This window comes from Embleya sp. NPDC059237 (genome assembly GCF_042754105.1).
Classification (GTDB): Bacteria; Actinomycetota; Actinomycetes; order Streptomycetales; family Streptomycetaceae; genus Embleya.
In genome coordinates, this window is sequence record NZ_JBHZAE010000010.1 from 332,734 (window position 1) to 349,577 (window position 16,844).

Sequence of the window (16,844 nt, forward strand, 5' to 3'; positions counted from 1 at the left end):
CGATCGGGAAGTCCCGTTCCGCCGGCGGTGCGCACGGCACTCGACCACGACGCAGACCACGGCGGGTCGTTCGCGCACCGCGGACACGGAACCGCCGCGGTCGAAAGGAGAACACGATGACCACCGAATCGAGCTACGGCGCCCGTGCGGCGATCGACGCGAGGGGCTACCGGTCGCCCGTGACGGCCGACGGCGGTAACGCCGTGCGCGTCACGCTCGGCCTCGCGAGCGGGAACCTGAAGGACCGCACCGACTACCGCAAGGACAAGATCACCGGCGAGCCCGAGTACGGCGCCGCCCTGTAGCTCACGCCATCCATCCAACGGGCGCCCGGACATCGTTCGTCCGGGCGCCCTGTCGTGTCCGGACGCCCGGTCACGACGGATGAAAAGAGGAGATCGGGATGAAATCGCTGGTGGGGGCATGGCTGCCCGAAGGCGGTGTGCTCGGAATACGTCCGGCGGGCGCCGTCGCCGATCACGGCGACGCACGAACCCCGCTGTGGACCGTCGGCTATCGGGAGGACGAGGTCCGCGCAGTGGCCGACGGCCCCCGCAGCCTGCTGGTGGCGGGCGCGTGCGGGGCCGGCCGGGCGCAGCTGCGCGCGGTGCTGACCGCCTCCGACGGCTCGTGGTGGGAGTCGACCAGGTCGTGGCCGGGGTCATTCGTCGCGGTGCGCCGCGATCAGGCGGGGGTGAGCGTGCGCGGCGACCTCTGCGGCTTGCGCACGGTGTATTGGGCGCGGTTGGGGGAGGCGGTGGTGTGGGCGGATGCGGCGGCACCGCTGGCCGCAGCGATCGGCACCGGCCCCGACCTGGTCCGGGCGCTGTGCGCGATGACGGTCACGGGCGTGGACCCGCTCGGCGGGCACAGCCTGTTCGAGAAAGTACATCGGGTACCACCCGGTGGCGTACTGCGGATCGATCCAGACGGAGTGCGGGTGCGCCCCGCGCCTCCACTGCCCCCGGTCGTCGGGCACGACCACCAACAGCGCCTGGCCGCGGCGATCACCGCCGCAGTCCGTCTGCGCGTCGCTGCGGCGAAATCCCCGACGACGGACCTGTCCGGCGGACTGGACTCGGGCACCCTGGCATCGGTGGCCGCCGGCTTCGCGCCGACGCTCGGAATCACCTGGCGCGACCGGTTCTCGATCAACTCCGACGTGCACTACGCACGCGACCTCGCCCGACAAGTCCCGGGCCTGGACCACGAGATCGTCACCGGAACCGAGGAAAGCGCCAACTATCACGGCCTTCAGGACGTAGCCGAAGTGCCGTTCACCGACGGCCCCTCCCTCGCCCTGGCCACGTTGGGCACCTTCGACCTCATCTACGCCGCCGCCCGTGCGCACGACAGCGACATGCACCTGTCCGGCGAGGGCGGCGACGCCGTCCTGACCGGCTGGGGAGCCCTGCTCGTCGACGCCTGGACCCCCGGCCGCCGCCGCGAAGTCCTGACGCTCATCGCCCACTGGGCACGCCTGGGCGACACATCCGTCGCCCACACCGCCCGCCGACTCCTGGCCCTGGCCCGCGCCGACCACCACCGCGAACTCGCCCGCCTGGCCGAGGCCCTGCGCCGCGGACCCGTCGCCGTCGACCGCCCGAACCTCCTCGCCCGCTGCGGACCCCGACCCGGCACCGCATGGCTCACCCGCCACGGCCGCCACGCCGTCGCCGACATCGTCGACGCCTCCCGCACGTGGACCCCCCGGGGCGTGCCACCGGGACGACGGGACTACTGGGACGCCATCCACCACAGCGGCACCACCCACGCCGACACCGCACGCATCGCCGAACACCACGACATCGCCCTGCACCTGCCCTACCTCGACGACACCGTGATCGGCGTGTGCGCGATCGCTCCCGAACTCCTGCGGTTCTCACCCCGCGACTACAAACCCCTGCTCCACGGCCTGCGCGGAACCGTCCCCGACCTCCTGCTGGAGCGCCGTACCGCCGGAGCGTTCGACGGCACCGCCCGCGTCGGCCTCACCGCCCGCGAACCGTGGGTCCGCGACCTGATCGCCTCCTCCCGCCTGGCCGACGCCGGCCTCATCGACCCCGCCCGCGCGACCGCCACCCTGGACCGCACCCTGTGCGGGATGCACTCCCACGCCGAGATCCACCACCTCATCGCCACCGAGACGTGGGCGCGCGTCGTCGACCACCACCGCGACCACTGGTGGACCCCCACCGGGCGAAAGGACCCGGCATGCGCGTGAACCCCGCCCCCGGCGTCCACTGGACCTGCACCGACCGCGGCGGCGCCGTCCTGAACCTGCACACCGAACGATGGACGATCCTCGACCCCACCGCCGCCCACATGTGGGCGGCCCTGGCCGACGGCACCGACATCGAAGACCTCGCCACCGCCCTCGCCCACACCCACGACGTCCCCCTCGAACGCGTTACCGCCGATATCGCCCACCTGCTCGACCAGGCCCGCGCCGCCTACCTCACTACGGACCACCCGCGCCCGCGCCGATTCCGGAGACCGCGATGACCATCACCATGGCCGAAGCCGCCCCCGCCCCCCTCTCCCTGACCCGGGGCGAACGCGCCGCCGGACACCTCGGGTTGTGGACCGCCACCACAGTGCTCGCCGTCCTGCCTCTGCGCCACGGTCTGACCGCCACCCGCACCCTGCGCCGCGTCGCCGCCCGTCGCCACGCCACCACCGACGAGGCTGTGCGCCTGCGCGCCGCCGTGCGCGCCGCCGCCCGCCTGCACCCCGGACGCGTCGCCTGCCTCGAACTCGCTCTCGCGACTACTCTCGCCGCGGCCGTCTGCGGCCGGCACCTCGACCTCGTCCTCGGTGCCCGCTTCGACCCCCTCGAACTCCACGCTTGGAACACCGCCCACGACGAACCCGTCGGGGAACGAAACGAACCCGATCGCGAACTCCACCCGGCCTACACGCTCTGAACCGAGACCCGCAAAAAATCCGATATTCCTGCTTTGGTATCGCTCGTTCGAGTTAATCGGTGGCGGCCCGTCCCGGTGGGCCGCTGCCATGGACGACGTGACCACCACTGCGGGGGACATCCTCGTCCCCGACCGGGAACCCCCCGACGCCGCCCACAAGAACGCGTTCGCCGAGACATCACTGTCCAAGATCGCCGCACGACTGCCGGCCGACCTCGCCCTGACCGTGCGCCTGGCCCGCACGATCGACCGGCGCACCCTCATGACCATGGTTGCTGCGCAACTCGGCATCGCCGCCGCGACCGCCTGCGGGCTCCTGGCCACCGCCGACGTCCTCACCCCCCTGCTCGCCGCACACGGACACCCCTGGCAGGACACCCTGCGCCGCACCATGCCTGCGCTGACCCTCCTGGTCACGGCCGCGAGCGCGCGGGCGATCCTCCAAGCCGTCACCGCCGCCGCGTCCGCCCGCCTGGGGCCGCGCGTAAACAACCACGCCTCCGCGCGGCTGCTGGAGACCGTCACCCGCGCCGACCTCGTCGCCTACGACGACCCCACATGGGCGGACGCCAAACGTGCCGCCGAAGAAGGCGCGGACCGCGGACACCAACTCCTCCAAGCCGCCGTGGCCACCTGCGCCGCCACCCTGCAACTCGCCGCCGCAGGGACGGTATTGGCGACACTGCACCCGGTGCTGCTTCCGCTGCTGCTCCTCGCGGTCCTCCCGCACGGCGCCGCGAGCCTGTACGCGGCCCGCATTCGCCACCGCAGCAACCGCAAGGTCCTCGCCGACCAACGCTGGCGCTACGCGCTGATGGCGGACCTGACCTACCGCGACGCCGCCCCCGAGGTTCGCGCGCACCGCATGCGGGACTACCTCCTCGCCCGCTACCGCAAGGTCTCCGACCGCATCGAACACGAGGCCGCACGGGTGGGCCGCTCCACCGCCCTGGTCCAACTCGCCGGACAGGCAATCGCCGGACTCGGCACCGGAATCGTCTACACGGCGCTGATCCTCCTCACCGCCCGAGGCGACCTCACCCCGGCCACCGCCGCAGGCGCCGCAGTGGCCGTCCGCACCGCGACCGCAGCCCTGAGCGAAGTGGTCCACGCCTGCGCGGAACTGTTCCAACACGGCCTCTACGTGGCCGACTGGGCCGCGTTCACCACCGAGTCGAACACACCGACACGACGCACGGCCGAGCTACCCGACGACTGGGATCGCCTGCATCTCCGGGACGTCGCCTTCACCTACCCCGGCACCGACACACCCGCACTCGACGGCATCACCCTGACCGTGCGTCGCGGCGAGACGATCGCACTCGTGGGCGAGAACGGATCCGGGAAGACCACCCTCGCCCGCCTCATCGCCGGCCTGTACATGCCCAGAAATGGGCACGTCACCTGGCACACGGGCGAAACCACCGTCGACACCGCCGACATCGACCCCGAAACCATCTGGGACCACGTCACCTTGGTTGCCCAGGACGCCTACGACTGGCCCTTCGTGGTCCGCGACACCATCACCCTCGGCATCCCCCACCCCCGTGGTGACGACGCTGTCCATGACGCCGCCCGCGCGTCCGGTGCCGACGCCGTCATCGCCTCCCTGCCCCACGGCCTCGACACCAGCCTCGCCCGCTCCTGGTGGGGCGGCCACGACCTCTCCGGCGGCCAATGGCAACGCCTCGCCATCGCCCGCGCGTTCCACCGCGACACCGCACTGCTGATCATGGACGAACCCACCAGCGCACTCGACGCCCGCGCCGAACACACCGTGTTCTGCTCGCTCCAGGCGCTCGCCACCGACCGCACCACGCTGTTCATCACCCACCGCCTGGTCAACGCGCGAGTCGCAAACCGCGTCCTGGTGATGCACGAAGGCCGCATTGTCCAGGACGGAACATTCGACGAACTTCTCCAGCAGGAAGGCGGGTTGTTCGAAGAGCTGTACCGGCTACAGACCGACTGACGGGTCGGCGGCGTTGCGCTCGCACCGGCGCCGCACCGCCCGTCGGGCGAACTATGCGCCGGAGGAATCGAGTCTTCCCGTCACCACCAGGTCCGGCAAAGCCCCCGCGGAACCTCGTTGCACCGCGATCGTGATGCGGAACCCGTCGGCGACTCTCGGTGGAACCGCGTAGGAGACCGTTCCCGTCCCGCTCGAGCCGGGCGCGACGAGCCCGGCCAGTTTCTCCTCTCGCACGCTGGACCAGTCCGTATAGGACGCGACGCCGCCGGAGGTGGCGCCGGCGAACTCCCGGACGAACAGCCCCGACAGGTCGAAGGGTGCGACTCCGCGGTTCGAGACGGCGATACGCACCCGGACCGGAGACGCACCGTCCTTGAGGAGCCCCGCGTTGACTTGTCCGTCGGGCGTCGACGCGAGCGCGCCGGTGTAGACCGGGATCCTCTCCACGGTCGTGGTCACCTCGAGGCCGGCGCCCGATATGACGACGGGCCTGCCCAGGGCTCCCGCCGGTGGCGCGGATGCCGGGCCGGGTGGCTGCGTGACGGCGGGGTTCACCGGCGTCCGATCCCCCTTGGAGTCGCCGTCATCCGAGCTGCACGCGGTGAGTGTCAGGCCGAGCAGTACGGCGCCGATTGCCGCGATGGTGCGTGAACGCATAACCCCCCCAGGTCGTTTGATGCGCGAACGCTATCGCCGCAGCGCTGACGAGGGGAGGAGGATCATCGAATCGCGACGCGCCCGTTTCGTCGCGGTGACCTGCCACGCCTTCGGGCTGTCCGGGGTCCGGCATCACCAACCCGGTATCCACAGCTGCCGGGTTATCCACAGACCCCCGGCGCGACCCCGGTCCCCCTTCCGCCTGCGGCCACGCTGGTCTTGTCCGGGCCGCAGGGGCCCGTCTCGGGAGGTGGCACATGTGGGATCTGCTGTCCGCGCTGGTCGGCGCGGCGGGCTCGGTGGCGGCGGCCTGGGTTGCGTGCCGGGTCCCACGACGCCCAGCGTGGCCGAGTCGACGAGCACGACCTTGGCGGGGTCGGCTCCGAGGTCGAAGAGCGCCTCGACCGGGCTCCTGCGGGCATATCCCTGAAGCGGCGCCACGGCAAGCGCCGTTGCCCCGCAGTACGAGGCCGATCCATCACCTGTCGGCGCATTGCCCGAGTATGCGACCGGGCGCGCCCTGCGGATCTCAGCCCGGCTTGCCGGGCAGGAGTACCACCACCGCGGTGGCGTCATCTCGGTAGCCGTCGGCGTCCGGCTCGGCCGCAGCAACGAGAGCCTCGGCCAGGGCCTGCGGGTCTGCTTCGTGCTTGCGCACCAGGGCCTCGACCACGTCGGACGCCACCTGGTCGTGGACGCCGTCGGAAGTGAGGATCAGCAGGCCGCCAGCCGGCACCGAGACATACGGAACCGTGGCCGGGACCGCGATGCCCAGCGAGATGCCCACATAGTCGGCGAGGGCCGCGACGGGCACGTCACCCGCCTCCCGGGCCGCGCTGGATAGGTAGGCCGCCAGATTGTGGTCGGTCGTCAGCAGGGTGAGCGTGCCGTTTTCCCAGTGGTACGCGCGGCTGTCGCCGACCCAGACGATCTCGGCCCCGCCGCCCACGTGGGTGACGGCAAGGACGGCGACCGCGTCAGGGCCGGGGTCGTGGAGCAGCAGTCCGGCCGACAGCAGCCCGGCGAGGCCGCCGCGCACCGCGCCGACGCGGGCGGCCGTCTCCGCGAGCATCGGCGAAAGGCGCACGATGTCCGGGTCGTGGCCCATGCCGTCGACCACGGTGACGGCGGTGCGGCCGGTGGTCGTGGATGTGTAGGTGGCGGCGGCGTCGGCGAGCGCGAGGTCGGTGCCCTCGCGGGTGGCGATGGCGATGGTGGTGTCGGTGGGCGTGGTCACGGTTCCAGGATGCCGGTGGCCGGGGACCAGCGGAGCCGACACGCGGAAGGTGGTTGCGGCTGGCGCACTCGGGTGGAGCACGCGCCGGGCGGTGCGCCGGGCACTACTTGCACACGAGTTCGACGATCCTGGCCGTGTCCGAGAGATTTTCGAGCACGTGGTCCGCGTGCGAAAGCGCGGCCTTGTCGCTGGCTCCGGTGGCGACTGCGATGACCTTGGCACCTCCTTGGCGACCTGCGTCGACGTCGGCGGGGGTGTCCCCGATGATCAAGGTATTTCTCTCGTCGAACGCTGTCCCATAGTGCGACTCGGCGAGCTGGCGGGCGGCACGCACCAGTTCGGGCCGCTCGGTGTGGTCGTCGCCATAGGCGCCGAGATCGAAGTCGATGCGTTCGTCCAGCCCGAACACCTCCAGCTTGATGCGGCTGACGGAACGCGGGTTGCCGCTCACCACGGTCTGGACGACACCATCCTCCATCTCCAGGGCGGCGAGAATCGACGCCGCGCCGGGCAGCGCGTGCCCACGCTCGCGCATCTCGGCCGCACGGGCAAGATAGCCCTCGGCCAGAGCGTCGGCGAAATCGCCGAAAACGAAGGCATCCGGGTCGAGGCCGTGGAGCCGGGCGGTGTCGCCGAAGATCACCTGCTCGGTGCGTCCGTGCACACTCGCCTGCTCGCGCATGGTCACGCCGGTGACTTGGCGGAACGCCTCGGCGAACACCTCGCGGCCGACGCCTCCGGTGTCGATCAGGGTGTGGTCGATGTCCCACAGGACGAGGCGGTGGCGTGCCATGGTCACTCTCCGGTGTGTATTGGGCGGTCGGGCCAGCGTTTCATGGTCTGCCCGCATACCGTGGGGCCAATTGCCGATTGCGCGAGACGAGGACCGCAATGAGCCCCAACCCCCCGGCGGACATCCCCATCGGGGAACGCGTCCGCTTCTACCGCACCAGGCGGGGCAGGACCCAGGCTGCGGTCGCGGGTCTCGTCGGCATCGCCGAGGACTACCTGTCGCAGATCGAGCGCGGCCTCAAGACGCCGACGATCGCCGTACTCCACGCTCTGGCGCGGGAGTTGGGGGTGCCGACGTCGGCTCTGCTCGGAGAACCGGAGCGTGCTCAGGAGGATCGGGTTCGAGCCGGCCTCGACGCGGTGGAGCGGGCGCTGATGGGCCTCGGCCCTGGCCCGGACGAGCCGCAGGCCGACCTGCCGGTCTTGAGGGACCGTGTCGAGGCTGCGTGGCGCACGTACCAGTCGTCGCCGACCCGGTTCTCCGACACCGGAGTCCTCCTGCCACCGCTGATCGCAAACACCGACCACGCACTGCGGTCCTGGAGAACCCCGGGCGAGACGCAACAACGCCGCGATGCCCACCGGATCGCCGCCGACCTCTACGCCCTGCTGCGCACCTACTGCAAGAGGACCGGCCGCATGGACCTGTCACTGCTCGCTGCGGATCGCGCCCGCCGCTCGGCACAGGAAGCCGACGACCCACTCCGCATCGCGGCGTCCGATTGGAACCTCGGGCATGTGCTGCTCGCGGACGGCGAGCCCGAGGGAGCCGAACTCGTGGCCCGGAAGGCTGCATCCGAGCTGGGCGACTGGCAATCGGCGCCCGACCTGGCCGCGCTGTACGGATCCCTGCACCTGGTCGTCGCCGTAGCACTCGCTCGCCGCCGCCGCTGGTCGGACGCCCGGGCGGTTCTGCGAAGGCACGCCGATCCTGCGGCTGGAGTCTCGGGCGAGGGCAACGTCCAGTGGACCGTGTTCGGGCCGACGAACGTTCTCCTGCATCAGGTCTCCATTGCGATGGAGGCGGGTGAAACCGGAGACGCTTTGCGGATCGCCAACGGCGTGGACCCCTATGCGATGCCCTCCGTCGAACGGCAAGCAACGCACCTACTCGAACTGACCCGCTGCTACGAACAGCGACGCGAGGACCCGGCGGTGCTCCTGCACCTGAAAGAGGCCGAGCGGGTGGCACCCGAGGACGTCCACAACAGCCTGTTGGTCCGGGAGCTGGTGCGAGGACTGCGACAACGGGCACGGCCCTCCTACTCACGCGAGGTCGCCGCACTGGCGGCGCGCATGGGCATGCTCGCCAACTGACCACCGAACTACGGGACTACCCGAGCCCACAGCTCGGGTAGCCCCCGTCGAACGCTCCTATCGTGCCGATGTCGGCAGTCGATCAAAGGGAGCCGAAGGTGGAAGACGAGCAGGTCACCGAGTGGTTCGCCCAGGTCGGCACCTCACCCGGCATGGGCGGGATCGCAAGCCAGTTGCACGGGCCTGCCGTTCGGGTCGTTTCCGTCGGCCCTCTGTTCGACGTCGTGGTCGTCGCTGCCGACCTCGGTCAGGAAGCGTGCTCACTCCTCAAAGCCGCAGGCGACCTCGGCCCCGTCGTCGGCACCGAATTGGGCAGACTCTCGTTCCTGATCGCACCACACGGCGGCGATCGATGGAGGGAACTCACCGCCGATTCCGGCCTCGCGGCCATTGCCCAGGCGCGGTATCTGTCCACAGGAACCTACCTGTGGCTGCCGACCCCGAGCCCACCGCCGCCCCCATGGGAGCCCGTGGCCTGGTGGGTCGAACACCCCCAGATGGTCGGTAGCACGGTGCGGCTCACGGACGGCGCGCACCTGTGCGCGGCCATCGGAGTCGCCGTGCACACGCTCGCTGCCAGCGCCGTGCCCGGAAACGGTTAACCACTCGCCCCACCTGTCCGGGCGGCTGACGAGCCGTCCTCATGCCGCTGCGGCTCGGGACCGCACGCGGCCTCCGGCCCGGCCCGCGACCCCCACCGCGCCGCCGGGCCGGCCCCCAGCGGGCCGACCGCATCATCCGTTCTGCGGTTGGCCCGGCCCGGCGAGGGGTTGACAGGCATCGCCGGGCCGCCCGGTCGTCGCTGAATCGACGGCCGGGCACCGACTCCCGCTCGGTCGTCGCCACCCCGTCGGCGGCCGAGCGGGGTACCACACGCAGCACCGCAGACCCTCGAACTACCGCCGGAGCCATCGTGACCGAGACGTTCGTGCGCCTCACCGCAGCCGTAGCCGTCCACCGGCACCTGCACGCGACCTGCCCGGACCCGGCATCGGCCGTGCACACACCTCGCGACCGCTGCCGCGCAGCCGCTGCCGAGGTGCGGATCGCCGTCGCCAACGCCGCCCGCGACCGCATACCGGTCGACGTCATCGCCGGCGCCACGGGGTTCTCCCCGCGCTACGTCCACCTGATTCTCGACCGCGACCCGAACTGATCACTGCGACCCCACCACGCCGATCTCACTGCGGAGACGTCATGCCCCAACGCGACTGGACACTGGTCGATTTCGAGTACGGCAACGACCTGGTCGTCGCCCGCTACGAGTGGCCCGGGCAGGGCCCGGACGACGCCTACAAGTTCGAGACGTTCGAACTCCCGGCCGAGTTGGTACCGGCACTGATCGCGATCCTCCTGGCTCGGATCGATCAGAACCAGCGCACCGACATCCTGCGGGCCGAGGTCGCCGCGAACGACAAGGTCGTCGGAGCCCGACACTCGGCGATCGGCCGCCACGCCACTCTCGTCCCCGACTGGCTGCCCCTACACCTGCGCGACGGTGGGACCCTGCGCTAAGCGTTACTCAACGTAGTCGATTGGTCGAACGATCTTCCGGGCGCACGTGTCGACAGGCTAGGAATGGAAGACGGCATTCCGGTTCTGCCTCGTACTCGCGTTGTATCCCGTTGGTTGCCGGCAAGCCCTTCGGGTGTGCCGACGGAGTCGCTGCGGCGTCCACGTCGACTTCGTTTTCGAAATGTCGAAATCAAAGCCTCCCAAATCAGGACATGATTCCACCAAAACAATCGAACATGCTTGCTACTCTCCTCAATTCGCCGCCCGCGCGGTAGAACGGATGATCAATCGCCCGGTGTCGATCCACGTCGAGGGACGCGCCGGTGCCTCATGAGCGCGTCGAGGGTGCTCCCACAGCGTGCCGCCGTTATTGGGACACCCTCGGCGCTTATCCGCCCGACCGCACAGGCAGTTGCGGTCGGGCGTATCCGTTCCCGCGTGCGCCCTACGCCTCCTCCAGGAGGGCGATCAGCGAGGCCGTGACCACCCGTTGCGAGGACCCCAGCGTCAGGATGCGCACCGGGAATTCGCCCTTCCGGATGAGTTCGTAGGCGAGCGAGCCGGAGATCCCGAGGGCTCGCGCGCCCTGGCTCACCGCCACGGTGGCCGGCCATTCGCGCACCTCCGCGAGGGTGGGTGGTTTCTTCGAGGCCGGGATCACGGTGTCTTGCATGGCGGCGGCTCCTGAAGGTGCGCGGGATTACGGCCGGTCCACAACCCTCCGTGATGATCGGTCGGATTGTCAATCCATGCCTCCCATGTCATGCTGTGGCTGACATCGCGAGAGGGTGGACTGTGAAGATCGAGCAAGTCATCGGCCGCAACGCGCGACGCCTTCGCGAGGCGCGTGGCCTCTCCCAGGCCGACCTCGGTCGGGACGTCGCGAGCCACCTGGGGCACCCCTGGAGTCGCCAGGCCGTGTCGGCCGCCGAGAAGGGGCGCCGAGCGTTCACCGCATCCGACCTCCTCGCGCTGTCGCGCGTGCTGGATTCGACGATCCCCGAACTGCTCCTGCCGGCCGAACGGCCGCAGGGGCCGGGGATCGAACTGGGGGACGGCGTGTACGTCGCGGTCGAGGAGTATCGCGATCGTGTCCTGCGCCACGGGGACACCCGAACGCCCGCCCCGCCCACGGCCCGGGAGGGCGTTCGGGAACTGGCGACCACCGTCGTCCGGCTCAAGGCGCAACTGGACGCGGTCCATGCCGCCGTCGCGGGCCTGGAGGCGGACGTATCGGCCGCCGCCGAGACCGCGGACCCCGATTCGGATTCGCCCGCGCAAGACCACGCCGCCCGCCCCGACGGCGGGGCGGCCGGCCCGGAATCCTGAAGCTCGGGACTGGAGCACAGTGGCGACCGATCCAACCATCAAGAAGATCAAGCTGAAGAACGGCAAGACCCGCTACCGGTTCGTCATCGACGTCGCCAGGAAGGACGACGGCGGACGCAGGCAGCTCACCATTACCACGGACACGCTCACGGAAGCGAAGAACGAACGGGCCCGCATCATCAGCGAGCAGGCCAAGGGCACCTACGTGGCCCCCAACAAGATGACCGTGAACGAACTTCTCGACGCCTGGTACAAGTCCGCCACGCGTGACGTCGAGGAGTCGACTCGCTCGAACTACGAGAGCACGATCCTGCCGCTTCGAACCCGTCTCGGTCGGCTCGAGGTGCAGAAGCTGACGGAGGGGGACGTCGAGGACTTCGTTGACTGGATGATCAGCAGCGGACGACGACGCGCGGGAAAGCCCGGCACGGGCCTGAGCGTTGCCACGGTCCAGCTGTCACTCAGACGGCTACGGACGGCTCTGAAGTTCGCGAAACGCCGCCGTTGGGTCGTGTCGAACGTTGCCGAAGACGTGGTTATCACGCGCGAGGATCGAAAGAAGGCTGCTGGCTACCAGCGCGACGGACGACCGTGGGATGAGACAGAGGTGAGGACGTTCATCAAGGCAATCAAGGGCCACAGGCTGTATGGCGCCATGGTGCTGACCCTCATCGCGGAGCGGCCCGCCGAGGTGTGTGGGGTTCGCTGGCGAGAGGACGTCGACCTCGAGGCGGAGACCATCAGGGTCGGCAACACCCGCACTGTGGTGTACGACCGCGGGCTCCCCAAAGGCGCACGCAACAAAGTCGTGGAGAAGGAGCCGAAGACCGAGGCGGGCAATCGCAAGCTGCCGCTTCCTCGGCCGGTTACACAAGGTTTGAAGTCGTTTCGCGCGATCCAGGCCGCAGAAAAGCTCGCTGCGGGCGACGCTTACACGGTCAGCGGGTACGTGGTGGTCGACGAAATGGGTAGCCCTCTGAACACCACCAAGCTCCGGCGCGAAGCCTACAAACTCATGGACCTGGCCGGAGTCCGCAGGGTGCAGTTGTACCTCGCCCGGCACGCGATCCTGTCCTGGATGGCCAACAACGGTGTCCCGGACACCGTGGTCTCTGCATGGGCAGGCCACACCGACCTCGGGTTCACGAAGCGGACGTATGTGCACTCGGATCCGCTGAGCCTGAAGGCCGGTTCCGACAAGCTGACCGAACTTCTCAGCTGAGAAGGAACGGGAAGGATGTGAGAGATTGTGAGACGGAGCGACCCTGCGACGATCGAGAGGCCCTGCACTGCTGATGTGAAGCAGGGCTTTGACCTGCATGGGAAGCATATTCACACCCTCAGCACGAGCCTCCCCCGCTCTTCCCGCCCTTCCCACGGAGGAAAGGACGCCGTCCCCATGGCCCCCGATCCCGTTTCGCCCTCCCCGTCGGCACACGGCGCACGCTCTCCCGCCGCCGCGTTGTTCGACGCCATCGGGGCGGGCTACGAGAGCGCGTTCGCCGATCTGCCCGAACAACTGGCCGCACTGGACTGGCTGATCGCCGAACTCCCGCCCGGCTCGAAGGTGCTGGACATCGGATCCGGTACGGGCCGGCCGACCGCCGAGCGGCTGACCGCGGCCGGCCACCGGGTGACCGGGATCGACGTCTCGGCGACCATGGTCGAACTGGCCCGGGCCCGGGTCCCGGGCGCCGTCTTCGAACAGGTGGACGCCCGCGACCTGGCCGACGACGACGCGGCCTGGGACGCGGTCTGCGCGTTCTTCCCGTTCCTGCAACTGCCGCGCGCCGACCTGGACCACCAACTCGAACGCCTGGGCGCCCGGCTCGTGCCCGGCGGGCTGCTCGCGTTCGCGACGGTGCCGGCCGAGGCGGACGGCGTGGAGATCGACTGGCTGGGCCACCGGGCCCGGGTGACCAGCCACGCGCGGGAGGAACTGCTCGTGCGCCTGCGTGCCGCCGGGCTGGAGATCCTGCACCAGCGGGTCAGCGTGTTCCATCCCCACCACCCCGCCGCCGGGCCGGAGGAACAACTCTTCGTACACGCGCGCAAGTCCGCCGCGGGCTGAGCGGTCGTGGCCGGGGCGCCGGCCGGCCGGCGGCGGCCGGTCGGTACCGTTGACCCCGCAGCGGAATGCCGCACTCATCCGGCTCCGCGCGCCTTGTCCGTCCGCCTCGCCTCGTTCGGGATCCTGTGATGACGATGACCGAACGTGCGGACCCGAGCGACGACGGGCGGTCCGCCGGCGCCGCCGCGCGGCCCGGCCGCCTCGCGCCGCCGGAGTGGCTGGCGCTGACCCTGCGTGCCACCCCGGGCCCGATGCCGAAGGCCGCCGCGGTGCGTGCCGCGATCGGCATCGGCGCGCCGCTCGCGGTGGGCGTGCTCGTCGACGACACCGCCTCCGGCGCGCTCGTGGCCATCGGCGCGCTGGGCGCGGTCTTCGGGGACACCGCCGACGCCTACCGGCTGCGCGTCCTCAACATCGCCGTCCCGCAGATCGTCGGCGCGATCGGACTCGCGCTCGGCAGCGCGCAGTTCGGACACGGCTGGTCCGCCGTCGCGATGCTCACCGTGCTCGCGCTGGTCGCCGGGATGATCAGCACGATCGGCGCGGTGGCCTCGGCGTCCGGCCTGAACCTGCTGCTGATGGCGGTGATCGGGGCCGGCCTGCCGATGCCCTCGCCGTGGTGGCGCGCGCCGATGTTGACCCTGGCCGGGGCCGGGCTGGTGCTGCTGATGGCGCTGCTCGCCTGGCCCGCGCGCTCGCGCATCCCCGAACGGGACGCGGTCGCCGACGCGTACGACGCGACCGCGAACCTGCTGGCGGCGGCCGGCACCGAGGAGTGGGAGCCGGCCCGGGCCGAGGTGACGCTGACCCTCAACCACGCGTACGACCTGCTGCTCGGCCGACGGGCGGTGGCACCGGGCCGCAGTCGCGGCATGTCGCGGCTGGTCGCGCTGCTGAACGCGGTCGGCCCGCTGGTCGAGGCGGGCACCGCGACGCACGCCGAGGAGCGCTCCGTGGCCGAGGTCGACGTGGCCACCGTGCGCGAGATTGCGGCTGCGGTGCGCGGCGGCACGGTCCCCGTCGGCTCCGCCGACCGTTCGGGCGTCTGCGCTCCGGCCGATCGTGCGGTGGCCGCCGCGATCACCCATGCCCGGGAGACGTTGTCCGGCGCCTACCGGGTACCCGATCGGGTCGGCCGTCCGGGTGCGCTGCCCGAGCGGGTGGCGGCCGGCGCGCGTGCTCTGCTGGTGTCGGCAAAGTCGTGGCGGTACGGGCTGCGGCTGATGTTGTGCATCGGGGTGGCCCAGGCGCTGGTGTCCGTGGTGGACGTACCGCGCTCGTACTGGGTGCCGCTGACCGTCACCTTCGTTCTCAAACCGGACTTCGGCTCGGTGTTCTCCCGGGCCCTGCTGCGCGCGCTGGGTACGGCGGCCGGGCTGGTGGTGGCGGGCGTGATCCTGGAGTTCGTGCCGCGCGGGGGTTGGGAGGTGCCGGTCGTGCTCGTGCTCGCGGCGGCGCTGCCGATACTCTCCCGGCGCGGCTACGGCTATCAGACCGCGGTGATCACGCCGCTGATCCTGATCCTGTCCGATCTGCTGGGGCACCAGGGCGTCGGGTTGCTCGCGCCGCGCCTGGTGGACAGCCTGATCGGCTGCGCGATCGTGCTGGTCGTGGGTTATGCGCTGTGGCCGGAGAGCTGGCACACCCGGGTCGGCGCGCGGTTGGCCACCGCGATCGAGGACACCGCGCGCTACATCGAGTGTGCGTTCGACGAGAACGCCGACCAGGCTGCCCGGGCCCGGACCCGGCGGCGGATCTATCGCGATCTGTCCGATGTACGGACCGAGTTCCAGCGCGCGCTCGGCGAACCGCCGCCGGCGGGTGCCCGGGCGGCGGCATGGTGGCCGCTGATCGTGGCGGTGGAGCGGGTGATCGACACGGGTACGGCCGCGGCGGTGCACACCGCGCACGGCGCGCCGCCGCCCTCGCCGGAGGCGGCGGCGCACATCGCGGCCGAACTGCGGGCGTTGGCGGCGTCGATGCGCTCCGAGGGCGCGGGCGCGGTGGGGGTCGTACCGGCGGCAGTGGAGGAGCCGCGGGACGTGTTCTCCGACGTGCGGAGGGAGGTGCGTTCGGTGCGCTCGACGCTGGACGGGCCGTCGGAGGCATCGGAGCAGCCGAGGAAACCCTGAGAGTCGGCGCCGACACGAGCGTCAACCAAGGGTTGACCAATCATGATGGTCAACCTACGGTTGACGCATGGAGAATCCCACGCGCATGACCAACCCGGTCCGGCTCGACGATCTCATCGAAACCATCAAGCAGACCCACTCCGACATCCTGGAACAACTGTCCGGCGCGGTGATCGTGTCCGATCACCTCGGCGAGGTGGCCGACCACCTCATCGGCCACTTCGTGGACCAGGCCCGCCGCTCCGGCGCGTCCTGGAAGGACATCGGCGCGAGCATGGGCGTCACCAAGCAGGCGGCGCAGAAGCGCTTCGTCCCGAAGACGGCCGGCGAGTCCGAGCTCGATCCGCGGCAGGGCTTCGGCCGGTTCACCGCCCGGGCCCGCAACCTGGTGGTGGCGGCGCAGAACGAGGCGCATGCGGCGGGCAACGTCGAGATCGGGCCGGTACACCTGATCCTGGGCCTGATCGCCGACCCCGCTTCGCTCGCCGCCGCGGCCGTGGTCGCCCAGGGGGTCACGCTGGACACGCTCCGGGAGGCGGCTCGCGCCGAACTGCCGCCGACCGCCGAGACGGTGCCCGACCTCGTTCCCTACGACGCGGCGGCGCGCAAGGTCCTGGAACTCACCCTGCGCGAGGCGTTGCGGCTGGGCCACAACTACGTCGGCACCGAGCATGTCCTGCTCGCCCTCCTGGAGTTCGAGGGCGACTCGGACGGCGTCCTCGGCGGCCTGGGCATCGACAAGGCGGCCGTCGAGGCGTATCTGGCCGAGGCGCTGGCGGCCATCGCGGGCGCCGCCGACGGATCGCAGGACTGAGCCCACGCCGCGATCGGTGGTGTCGTCCACACCACGGCCGCCCGAGCGGCGTCGTCGCCGGCCCACCGCCGGGGACGACGC

At 70.8% G+C, this 16,844-nt stretch carries 18 protein-coding genes; 14 read left to right on the forward strand and 4 right to left on the reverse strand.

Annotated elements, in window-relative coordinates; all coding sequences use genetic code 11:
• The first annotated feature begins 116 nt into the window (after positions 1-116).
• From ACFXKZ_RS30340 to ACFXKZ_RS30360, 5 genes are all read left to right on the forward strand, one after another.
• Complete coding sequence (locus ACFXKZ_RS30340) at positions 117-305, forward strand: hypothetical protein (RefSeq protein ID WP_380004325.1); 189 nt, start codon at positions 117-119, stop codon at positions 303-305.
• Between the two features lie 98 nt (positions 306-403).
• Positions 404-2,224, forward strand: coding sequence for an asparagine synthase-related protein (locus ACFXKZ_RS30345; RefSeq protein WP_380004327.1), 1,821 nt, complete (start codon positions 404-406; stop codon positions 2,222-2,224).
• Positions 2,215-2,505 (forward strand): PqqD family protein, encoded by a 291-nt coding sequence (locus tag ACFXKZ_RS30350; RefSeq protein WP_380004329.1) that lies wholly within the window; start codon positions 2,215-2,217, stop codon positions 2,503-2,505. The genes ACFXKZ_RS30345 and ACFXKZ_RS30350 overlap by 10 nt, the downstream gene beginning before the upstream one ends.
• Positions 2,502-2,927 carry a lasso peptide biosynthesis B2 protein gene (locus tag ACFXKZ_RS30355; RefSeq protein WP_380004331.1) on the forward strand — a complete coding sequence of 142 codons (426 nt, stop codon included), beginning with the start codon at positions 2,502-2,504 and terminating at the stop codon, positions 2,925-2,927. Before ACFXKZ_RS30350 ends, ACFXKZ_RS30355 begins: the two co-directional genes overlap by 4 nt.
• A 97-nt stretch (positions 2,928-3,024) precedes the next feature.
• On the forward strand, positions 3,025-4,899 hold the full coding sequence (locus ACFXKZ_RS30360) for an ABC transporter ATP-binding protein (RefSeq protein WP_380004333.1): 1,875 nt from the start codon (positions 3,025-3,027) through the stop codon (positions 4,897-4,899).
• Positions 4,900-4,950: 51 nt separating this feature from the next.
• Here the strand turns inward: ACFXKZ_RS30360 and ACFXKZ_RS30365 are convergent, their stop codons facing one another.
• The 3 genes from ACFXKZ_RS30365 to ACFXKZ_RS30375 form a co-directional block, all read right to left on the reverse strand.
• Positions 4,951-5,556 (reverse strand): hypothetical protein, encoded by a 606-nt coding sequence (locus tag ACFXKZ_RS30365; protein WP_380004335.1) that lies wholly within the window; start codon positions 5,554-5,556, stop codon positions 4,951-4,953.
• Between the two features lie 529 nt (positions 5,557-6,085).
• Entirely contained in the window at positions 6,086-6,793 is a 708-nt protein-coding gene (locus tag ACFXKZ_RS30370; protein WP_380004337.1) for a SpoIIE family protein phosphatase, read from the reverse strand.
• A 103-nt stretch (positions 6,794-6,896) separates the two neighbouring features.
• Positions 6,897-7,643 carry an HAD family hydrolase gene (locus ACFXKZ_RS30375; RefSeq protein ID WP_380004410.1) on the reverse strand — a complete coding sequence of 249 codons (747 nt, stop codon included), beginning with the start codon at positions 7,641-7,643 and terminating at the stop codon, positions 6,897-6,899.
• Between the two features lie 41 nt (positions 7,644-7,684).
• Here ACFXKZ_RS30375 and ACFXKZ_RS30380 point away from each other — a divergent pair, with 41 nt between their 5' ends.
• From ACFXKZ_RS30380 to ACFXKZ_RS30395, 4 genes are all read left to right on the forward strand, one after another.
• The gene (locus tag ACFXKZ_RS30380) at positions 7,685-8,902 is read left to right on the forward strand and encodes a helix-turn-helix domain-containing protein (protein WP_380004339.1); all 1,218 of its coding nucleotides are present in this window, start codon (positions 7,685-7,687) and stop codon (positions 8,900-8,902) included.
• 98 nt (positions 8,903-9,000) lie between these two features.
• The gene (locus tag ACFXKZ_RS30385) at positions 9,001-9,504 is read left to right on the forward strand and encodes a hypothetical protein (protein ID WP_380004341.1); all 504 of its coding nucleotides are present in this window, start codon (positions 9,001-9,003) and stop codon (positions 9,502-9,504) included.
• Between the two features lie 311 nt (positions 9,505-9,815).
• A complete protein-coding gene (locus ACFXKZ_RS30390) occupies positions 9,816-10,058 on the forward strand; it encodes a hypothetical protein (protein ID WP_380004343.1) in 243 nt (80 codons plus the stop codon).
• 41 nt (positions 10,059-10,099) lie between these two features.
• Positions 10,100-10,417 (forward strand): hypothetical protein, encoded by a 318-nt coding sequence (locus ACFXKZ_RS30395; protein WP_380004345.1) that lies wholly within the window; start codon positions 10,100-10,102, stop codon positions 10,415-10,417.
• Positions 10,418-10,862: 445 nt separating this feature from the next.
• On the opposite strand, the gene ACFXKZ_RS30400 is transcribed toward ACFXKZ_RS30395, so the two are convergent.
• On the reverse strand, positions 10,863-11,090 hold the full coding sequence (locus tag ACFXKZ_RS30400; RefSeq protein WP_380004347.1) for a DNA-binding protein: 228 nt from the start codon (positions 11,088-11,090) through the stop codon (positions 10,863-10,865).
• Between the two features lie 122 nt (positions 11,091-11,212).
• Here ACFXKZ_RS30400 and ACFXKZ_RS30405 point away from each other — a divergent pair, with 122 nt between their 5' ends.
• The 5 genes from ACFXKZ_RS30405 (at position 11,213) to ACFXKZ_RS30425 (ending at position 16,763) form a co-directional block, all read left to right on the forward strand.
• Positions 11,213-11,746, forward strand: coding sequence for a helix-turn-helix transcriptional regulator (locus tag ACFXKZ_RS30405; RefSeq protein ID WP_380004349.1), 534 nt, complete (start codon positions 11,213-11,215; stop codon positions 11,744-11,746).
• 19 nt (positions 11,747-11,765) lie between these two features.
• Positions 11,766-12,968, forward strand: coding sequence for a tyrosine recombinase XerC (gene xerC / locus ACFXKZ_RS30410; RefSeq protein WP_380004351.1), 1,203 nt, complete (start codon positions 11,766-11,768; stop codon positions 12,966-12,968).
• A gap of 177 nt (positions 12,969-13,145) precedes the next feature.
• A complete protein-coding gene (locus tag ACFXKZ_RS30415) occupies positions 13,146-13,817 on the forward strand; it encodes a class I SAM-dependent DNA methyltransferase (protein ID WP_380004353.1) in 672 nt (223 codons plus the stop codon).
• A gap of 128 nt (positions 13,818-13,945) precedes the next feature.
• Entirely contained in the window at positions 13,946-15,949 is a 2,004-nt protein-coding gene (locus ACFXKZ_RS30420) for an FUSC family protein (protein ID WP_380004356.1), read from the forward strand.
• A gap of 67 nt (positions 15,950-16,016) precedes the next feature.
• Positions 16,017-16,763, forward strand: a complete 747-nt coding sequence (locus ACFXKZ_RS30425) for a Clp protease N-terminal domain-containing protein (protein WP_380004358.1) — start codon at positions 16,017-16,019, stop codon at positions 16,761-16,763.
• The last annotated feature ends 81 nt before the right edge of the window (positions 16,764-16,844 follow it).

Coding starts and splice junctions, on each gene's coding strand:
- ACFXKZ_RS30400 (WP_380004347.1), bottom strand. CDS start 11,090: ATGCAAGACACCGTGATCCCGGCCTCGAAGAAACCACCCACCCTCGCG.
- ACFXKZ_RS30395 (WP_380004345.1), top strand. CDS start 10,100: ATGCCCCAACGCGACTGGACACTGGTCGATTTCGAGTACGGCAACGAC.
- ACFXKZ_RS30355 (WP_380004331.1), top strand. CDS start 2,502: ATGACCATCACCATGGCCGAAGCCGCCCCCGCCCCCCTCTCCCTGACC.
- ACFXKZ_RS30340 (WP_380004325.1), top strand. CDS start 117: ATGACCACCGAATCGAGCTACGGCGCCCGTGCGGCGATCGACGCGAGG.
- ACFXKZ_RS30365 (WP_380004335.1), bottom strand. CDS start 5,556: ATGCGTTCACGCACCATCGCGGCAATCGGCGCCGTACTGCTCGGCCTG.
- ACFXKZ_RS30375 (WP_380004410.1), bottom strand. CDS start 7,643: ATGCGGGCAGACCATGAAACGCTGGCCCGACCGCCCAATACACACCGG.
- ACFXKZ_RS30425 (WP_380004358.1), top strand. CDS start 16,017: ATGGAGAATCCCACGCGCATGACCAACCCGGTCCGGCTCGACGATCTC.
- ACFXKZ_RS30415 (WP_380004353.1), top strand. CDS start 13,146: ATGGCCCCCGATCCCGTTTCGCCCTCCCCGTCGGCACACGGCGCACGC.
- ACFXKZ_RS30350 (WP_380004329.1), top strand. CDS start 2,215: ATGCGCGTGAACCCCGCCCCCGGCGTCCACTGGACCTGCACCGACCGC.
- ACFXKZ_RS30380 (WP_380004339.1), top strand. CDS start 7,685: ATGAGCCCCAACCCCCCGGCGGACATCCCCATCGGGGAACGCGTCCGC.
- ACFXKZ_RS30420 (WP_380004356.1), top strand. CDS start 13,946: ATGACGATGACCGAACGTGCGGACCCGAGCGACGACGGGCGGTCCGCC.
- ACFXKZ_RS30345 (WP_380004327.1), top strand. CDS start 404: ATGAAATCGCTGGTGGGGGCATGGCTGCCCGAAGGCGGTGTGCTCGGA.